The sequence below is a fragment of the Myxococcus vastator genome (assembly GCF_010894475.1).
GTDB classification, from domain to species: Bacteria; Myxococcota; Myxococcia; order Myxococcales; family Myxococcaceae; genus Myxococcus; species Myxococcus vastator.
The window spans coordinates 1-7,390 of record NZ_JAAIYB010000420.1; the positions used below are offsets into that span (position 1 = coordinate 1).

Consider the following 7,390-nt stretch of genomic DNA (forward strand, 5'->3'; position numbering starts at 1 on the left):
GGCCCAGGGCCTGGCCGCAGAGCGCACATGCGGCCGAGCGAGGCGAGTTGTACCCGTCACAGTTCGGGCAGACCACGGCGAGGGAGGACAGCAGGAGCTGTGACATGAGCGGAGGCGAATCTACGGGGCCGTAAAACACCGGGTCAACGAAAGCGAACGCACCAACCGGGGTGTCCTGGAGGGAGGTGACGTCCAGGTGTGGGGCAACGTTGCCCCTCCGTTGGTGCAAAGTTACGATTGCTCCTCATTCGATGATTCGCCTGAACGACATCCTCCAACGGGTTTCCCAGTACCACCCCGACCCCGACCTGGACATCATCAAGAAGGCCTACGTCTATTCGGCCAAGGTCCACCAGGGTCAACTCCGGAAGTCAGGCGAGCCCTACCTCGTCCACCCGCTCGAGGTCGCCGGCATCCTGGGCGAGCTCAAGCTGGACGAGGCGTCCATCGTCACCGGACTCCTTCACGACACCATCGAGGACACGCTGGCCACCGCGGAGGAGCTGACGGAGCTCTTCGGTTCGGAAGTGGCCCAACTGGTAGACGGCGTCACCAAGCTGTCCAAGTTCTCCGCCTCCGCCAGCCTGTCGCAGGAGGAGAAGCAGGCGGAGAACTTCCGGAAGATGATCATCGCGATGGCGCAGGACATCCGCGTCATCCTGGTGAAGCTGGCGGACCGCACGCACAACATGCGGACGTTGGACCACATGTCGGAGGAGAAGCAGGCCCGCATCGCGCAGGAGACGCTGGACATCTACGCGCCGCTGGCCAACCGACTCGGTATCTCCTGGATCAAGACGGAGCTGGAGGACCTGAGCTTCCGCTACGTCAAACCGCAGGAGTTCTTCGCGCTCCAGGAGAAGCTGAACAAGCGCAAGAAGGAGCGGGAGAAGTACATCGAGGACACGTGCGACCTCATCCGCTCCAAGCTGGCCGAGCGCGGGCTGAAGGGCGAGGTGAGCGGCCGCTTCAAGCACGTCTACAGCATCTACAAGAAGATCAAGTCACAGGGCATCGACTTCGATCAGATCCACGACATCATCGCCTTTCGCATCATCGCGCCCGCCGCGCCCTCCTGCTACGAGGCGCTCGGGCTGGTGCATGAGATGTGGAAGCCGGTGCCGGGGCGCTTCAAGGACTTCATCGCGATTCCGAAGCCCAACATGTACCAGTCGCTGCACACGACCATCATCGGTCCGCTCAGCGAGCGCGTGGAGGTGCAGATCCGCACCGCGGAGATGCACAAGATCGCCGAGGAAGGCATCGCCGCGCACTGGAAGTACAAGGAGGGCAAGGCCGTCATCTCCAAGGATGACGAGAAGTTCGCCTGGCTGCGGCAGCTGATGGAGTGGCAGCAGGACCTGAAGGACCCGAAGGAGTTCCTGGAGACGGTGAAGGTGGACCTCTTCACCGACGAGGTCTTCGTCTTCACGCCCAAGGGCGACGTGCGCTCGCTGCCTCGCGGTGCCACGCCGGTGGACTTCGCCTACGCCATCCATTCGGACGTGGGCAACCGGTGCGTGGGCGCCAAGGTGAACGGGAAGATCGTCCCGCTCCGCTACAAGATGAAGAACGGGGACACGGTGGAGGTGCTCACCAGCCCCCAGCAGCACCCGTCCAAGGACTGGCTCACCTTCGTCAAGACGAGCCGGGCGCAGCAGCGCATCCGCGGCTTCATCAAGCAGCAGCAGCGCGAGAAGAGCCTGCAGTTGGGGCGCGAGCTGGTGGACCGCGAGCTCAAGCGCTTCCAGCTCAACTTCAACCGGTTGCTCAAGTCCGGTGAGATGAAGAAGGTTGCCGTGGACCTGGGCTTCCGCGTGGAAGACGACATGCTGGTGGCCATCGGCTACGGCAAGGTGACGCCGCAGCAGCTGTCGCACCGGCTCGTCCCCCAGGAGAAGCTCAACGCCGCGGAGGCGGGGGCTCGCTCGGACGCCAACACCGCCGCCTCGGCGTCCTCCGGGGGCGCGGGCAACTCGGTGCTGCCGGGCCTGTCCCGCGTCACCGACCTGGCGAAGCGGCTGGTGGGCCGCAGCAGCCGCAGCGGCGTGCAGATTGGCGGCGTGGATGATGTCCTCGTGCGCTTCGGGCGGTGTTGCAACCCCGTCCCTGGAGACCCCATCGCCGGCTTCATCACCCGGGGGCGGGGCGTCACGGTTCACACGGTCGGCTGTGAAAAGGCGCTGGCCACGGACCCCGAGCGGCGCGTGGACGTGTCGTGGGACGTCCGGGGCGACTTCAAGCGCCCCGTCACCCTGCGCGTCCTCACCGCGGACCGGCCGGGCCTGCTGGCGGACATCACCAACACCTTCTCCAAGAAGGGCGTCAACATCTCCCAGGCCAACTGTCGGGCCACCGGGGATGACCGGGCGGTGAACACCTTCGAGGTCACCATCTCCGACCTCAAGCAGCTCACGGACCTGATGCGGACCATCGAGCGGCTCCAGGGCGTCTACTCGGTCGAGCGCATCTAACCGCCCGCGCCTTTCGTGGTAGAGCGCCCGGAAACCCCGGCGGCCCGCTTCGGGCCGCTCTCACCCCGAGGTGCGCCGCATGGCTCGCAAGGCAATCCACTCCGACCAGGCCCCCAAGGCCATTGGCCCGTACTCCCAGGCGGTGCAGGTGGACGCCGGGAAGATGACCTTCCTCTCCGGCCAGATTCCCCTGGACCCGGCCACCATGGAGATGGTGCAGGGCGACGTCGTCGTGCAGGCGGAGCGGGTGATGGAGAACCTGAAGGCCGTGCTCGCCGCCAGCGGGCTGGACTTCTCCCACGTCGTGCGCTGCACCATCTTCCTCACGGACTTGGGCGACTTCGCCCGGGTGAACGAAGTCTACGGCCGCTACTTCACCGGCGCGCCGCCGGCCCGCGCCACCGTGCAGGTGTCCGCGCTGCCGCGTGGCTCCAAGGTGGAGATTGACGCCATCGCCGTGTCCTGAGGCGACGGCTGGAAAGACGAAGGCCGCCGGACCCAGAGGCGTCCGACGGCCTTTGTCGCGTCAGGGCTCCGAGGCCCCGGCGGGGACTACTTCGAGTCGGCCACCGTGGGGCTGCCGCTCTTCTTCAGCTCCTCGTCGATGACGCGCTTGAACGCGTCCACGGGCTGGGCGCCCACGAGCGTGCGGCCATTGATGAAGAACGTCGGGGTGCCGCTGGCGCCCACGCTGGACGCCTGCGCCATGTCGGCCTCGATCTGCGCGTTGAACTTGCCCTGGTCCAGCGCGGCCTTGAACTTGTCCATGTTCAGGCCCAGCTCCTGCGCGTACTTCTCCAGCGAGGCGCGGTCCAGCGCGCGCTGATTGGCGAAGAGCTTGTCGTGGTACTCCCAGAACTTGCCCTGCTCGTGCGCGGCCAGCGCGGCGGCGGCGGCCGGCTTGGCGTTGGCGTGGAAGGGCAGCGGCTGGTTCTTGAAGGCGACCTTGATCTTCCCGCCGTACTGGTCCTCCAGCTGCTTCAGCGTGGGCACCACGCGGCTGCAGAAGGGGCACTCGAAGTCGGAGAAGGCGACGATGGTGATGGGCGCGTTCTTGTTGCCCTTCACCGGGGCGTTGCCCACGTCCACCTTCTGGACCGGGGGCTCGGCGGGGGCGCCAGGGGCCGCGGCGGCCGCCTTCGGGGCGTTGGCGACGTTCTCCGCGTTCAGCTTCGCGTAGAGCTCCTCCGGCCGGGTGCCGGCGGCGAGCAGCTTGTCCGCCTTGCCAATCTCCTCGTCGATGACGCGCTTGAAGGCCTCGAAGGGCTGCGCGCCGACGAACTCACGGCCGTTGATGAAGAACGTCGGGGTGCCGTTGGCGCCCACGGCGTTGCCGGCGGCCATGTCGGCCTCGACCTTCGCCTTGAACTTGCCCGAATCCAGGGCGGCCTTGAACTTGTCCATGTTCAGGCCCAGCTCCTGCGCGTACTTCTCCAGGGCGGGGCGGCCCAGGGCCTTCTGATTGGCGAAGAGCTTGTCGTGGTACTCCCAGAACTTGCCCTGCTCGTGCGCGGCGTGGGAGGCCTCGGCGGCCAGCTTCGCGTTGGCGTGGAAGGGCAGCGGCTGGTGACGGAACACCACGCGCACGTCCTTGGCGTAGCCGTCCTTGATCTTCGACAGGGTGGGGCCCACGCGGCTGCAGAAGGGGCACTCGAAGTCAGACCACTCGACGATGGTCACCTTGGCGGTGGCCGGGCCGAAGGAGGGCGAGTCCGAGGGGATCTCCACCTTCTGGACCTTGGCGGCGGGCTGCTGCTGCTGCGCCTTGGGCGCGGCGCGCTCGGCGCCCTTCTCGATGATCTTCGCGTACACCTGCGAGGCGGGCACGCCGCCCTTCACCAGGTTCTCCGCCTTGACCAGCTCCTCGTCGATGAGGGCCTGGAAGTTGGCGATGGGCTGCGCGCCCGACAGGAAGCGGCCGTTGATGAAGAAGGCCGGGGTGCCGCTGGCGCCCAGCTGGCTGGCCAGGGCCTGGTCGCGGGTGATGATGTCCTGGAACTTGGGGTTGGCCAGCTCGGCCTTCCACTTGTCCATGTTCAGGCCCAGGTCCTTGGCGTACTGCTCCAGGGACGCGTCATCCAGCTTCTTCTGATTGGCGAAGAGCTTGGCGTGGTACTCCCAGTACTTGCCCTGCTCGCCGGCCGCCATCGCGGCGATGGCCGCGGGCTTGGCGCGCGGGTGGAAGGAGAGGGGGTTCTGCTTCATCACCACGCGGAGCTTCTTGCCGTACTGCTCCTGCAGCTTCTCGATGGTGACGTTCGCCCGGCTGCAGAAGGGGCACTCGTAGTCGGAGAACTCCACCACGGTGATGAGCGCGTCAGCGCTGCCGTGGGTGGGCGAGTTCTCCACGGGCACCTTGAACACGGTGGGATCCACCGGTCGGCGTCCACCCGGCGCTGGGGCGGCGGCAGGAGAGTTCGGTGCGGCCTTGGCGACTTCGGACTTCGTGGACGGGCCGGTGGTGACGCGGCCGCCAACGAACCCGAGCACCAGGCCGACCAGCAGGGCCACGATGACATTGGGCTTCATGAGTGGGTCTTGCTCCTTCGCCATGGGGCCGGCAATGTGGGCCCGAGCGGGTTTTCAACGAGGGCAGAGGGCGGCGGTCTTAACAGAGGGAATTCCAGACGCGCAAGCAAGCCGCGCTGGCCCTCCAGGGAGGCGCGCCCCCTCAGGGGGCCCCAAACTTGGGAGACTTCGTAAAAATTCCGTCAGAGTCTCGATCATGGACGTCGCCGTGCGCATCGACACCCGGGGGGCCTTGTGTCCCATGCCCATCCTGGAGCTGGCCAAGGCCATGAGAGCCCTGGCGCCAGGGACGCTCGTGGAGCTCGTCTCCACGGATCGCGGGCTGGAGGCGGACCTCCCCGCGTGGTGTCAGGCTACGGGGAATCCACTGGTTCGCATGGAGCGCCGGGAGGCGCTCTACGTGGGCTGGGTGCGCAAGGCGGGTTGAGCCGCCAGCCGCCAGCCCACGCCTTGCTTCAGAGCATCTGCAGGACGCGGTCTTCCAGGCGCTGGCCGCGGCTGACGCCCAGGATGAGGACGTCGTGCTGCAGCAGGTGACGCACCACCTGGCTGATGACCTCTTCGGGCGCCACGCCGCCGCTGAAGCGCACGCGCAGCACGGTGTCGCTCTCCATGCGCGCGTCCGTGACGTGGGGCATCCCGGTGAGCTCCGGGATGATGACGCTGCCGCGGGCGATCTGGACCCGGAACTCGGCGCCCTGGCCGGTGAGCTCACTCATGCTCCCCGCCTGGGCGAGCGTGCCCTTGTCGAGGATGGCGGCCGCGTCACACAGCTCCTCCAGCTCCTGGAGGTTGTGGCTGGAGACCACCACCGTCTGCCGGCCCTTCATGTCGCGGATGACCTGGCGCACCTGGGCGGCGATGCGCGGATCCAACCCGGCGGTGGGCTCGTCCAGCAGCACCAGCGGCGGGTTGCCCATGAGGGCCTGCGCCATGGCCGCGCGCTTGGCCATGCCGTGGCTGAGCGCCTGCGTCTGGACGTTCCAGGCCTCCATGAGGCCCACCTTGTCCAGGGCCTCGCGGGCCTCGCGCTCGGGGTCGGCCAGGGCGGACAGCCGCGCCCAGTACGTCAAGAGCGCGCCCACTTCCCAGCCGGGCGGCAGCACCGCGTCCTGGGGCAGCGCCCCCAGCAGGCCCTTGAGGGCGCCCGGGGTGGTGGGGTCCACGTCCATGATCTTGAGCGTGCCCTCGGACGGGTAGAGGTAGCCGCACATCATGGAGAAGGTCGTCGTCTTGCCGGCGCCGTTGGGGCCGATGAGCCCGTACACCGCGCCCTTGGGCACGGAGAAGCTGACGCCGTTGACGGCGACCTTGGGGCCGAAGCGCTTGGAGACGCCGAACAGTTCAATGGCCACGTCGCTCACAGGTCCCTCGCGCGCAGGATGCCGTAGGCCGCCATCAGGAAGACGAACGCGAAGACCGCGTAGGCGGCTCCGCTCGCGCCGAACTGCGCCAGGCCTGGATGCAGCAGGTCACTGGCGTAGTACGACGGCGACAAGTAGCGCAGGAAGCGCAGGTTGCCCGTGTCCCCCGACGCCCGGCCGATGGTGTCCATCAGCCAGAAGACGAACAGCAGGATGAAGTTGAAGACCAGGCTCACCGCTGGCGACCGGAACAGGCTGGAGCACAGCGTCGTGAGGGCCACGTAGGCCAGCGAGAAGACGATGGCCGCCAGCCAGAACTTCAGCAGGTTGAGCGCCACGGCGGCGAAGCTGAAGTCCGGGTTGGCCACGCGGGCGTAGACGAAGATGGCCAGGTCGATAATGAGCACCAGGCCGAGCAGCAGCGTCGCCTGCGTCAGGAACTTGCCCAGCAGCACCGACGAGCGCCGCGCGCGCACCGTGAGGTAGCGCATGGAGCGCGGGCCCACCTCACCGCTGATCTGGTCGAACCCCATCAGCGCGATGTACGCGGGCAGGAAGAAGAGGGTGATCTTGAAGACGATCAACACCTCCAGCGGCACCTGCGCCAGGGCCTCGATCATCGCGGAGTCGTTGCTGGTGAGGAAGCCCAGCACGCCCTTGCGCATCTCCTCGTTGATCTGCACGGAGGCGCTCGCGTCCGCCCCAGCGCCCTCCAACTGCTTGGCGACGGCGCCGCGGACTTCTCCCGCGAGCCAGCCGACCACCAGCAGCACCAACGCGGAGAACATGCTGTAGAGGCCGAGCAGCACCACCGTCCGGCCACTGCGCACGGCCCGGCGGAGCTCGGCGCTCCAGATGACCACCGTTTCTTTCAATCCGTCCAAAGTGTGGGCGAACCTAGCGGAGTTGCACACCCCTCCGCCAAGTTTCTGATTTCAGCGAGGGGCGGAAGCGACCGGGGGGGCGTCCGTGGACAGCGCGCCCCCAGCCGGTAGGATCCGGATGCCGCTCACCCCCCGGAGA

Annotated in this window: 6 protein-coding genes; 3 read left to right on the plus strand and 3 right to left on the minus strand. The window is 67.3% G+C overall.

The genetic code is table 11. The features are described from left to right. The first annotated feature begins 251 nt into the window (after positions 1 to 251). The gene (locus tag G4D87_RS30135; RefSeq protein WP_163786151.1) at positions 252 to 2,474 is read left to right on the plus strand and encodes a RelA/SpoT family protein; all 2,223 of its coding nucleotides are present in this window, start codon (positions 252 to 254) and stop codon (positions 2,472 to 2,474) included. A gap of 70 nt (positions 2,475 to 2,544) precedes the next feature. Then, complete coding sequence (locus G4D87_RS30140) at positions 2,545 to 2,940, plus strand: RidA family protein (RefSeq protein WP_174256994.1); 396 nt, start codon at positions 2,545 to 2,547, stop codon at positions 2,938 to 2,940. 86 nt (positions 2,941 to 3,026) lie between these two features. Here G4D87_RS30140 and G4D87_RS30145 read toward each other — a convergent pair whose 3' ends face one another. Next, positions 3,027 to 5,003 (minus strand): DsbA family protein, encoded by a 1,977-nt coding sequence (locus G4D87_RS30145; protein ID WP_163786152.1) that lies wholly within the window; start codon positions 5,001 to 5,003, stop codon positions 3,027 to 3,029. A gap of 196 nt (positions 5,004 to 5,199) precedes the next feature. Here G4D87_RS30145 and G4D87_RS30150 point away from each other — a divergent pair, with 196 nt between their 5' ends. Beyond that, positions 5,200 to 5,430, plus strand: coding sequence for a sulfurtransferase TusA family protein (locus G4D87_RS30150; protein WP_163786153.1), 231 nt, complete (start codon positions 5,200 to 5,202; stop codon positions 5,428 to 5,430). Positions 5,431 to 5,458: 28 nt separating this feature from the next. Here G4D87_RS30150 and G4D87_RS30155 read toward each other — a convergent pair whose 3' ends face one another. Both G4D87_RS30155 and G4D87_RS30160 read right to left on the minus strand, forming a co-directional pair. Next, positions 5,459 to 6,367: an ATP-binding cassette domain-containing protein gene (locus G4D87_RS30155; RefSeq protein WP_163786154.1), complete on the minus strand. Its 909-nt coding sequence runs from the start codon at positions 6,365 to 6,367 to the stop codon at positions 5,459 to 5,461. Further along, complete coding sequence (locus G4D87_RS30160) at positions 6,364 to 7,281, minus strand: ABC transporter permease (protein ID WP_163786155.1); 918 nt, start codon at positions 7,279 to 7,281, stop codon at positions 6,364 to 6,366. Before G4D87_RS30160 ends, G4D87_RS30155 begins: the two co-directional genes overlap by 4 nt. Between the last annotated feature and the right edge of the window lie 109 nt (positions 7,282 to 7,390).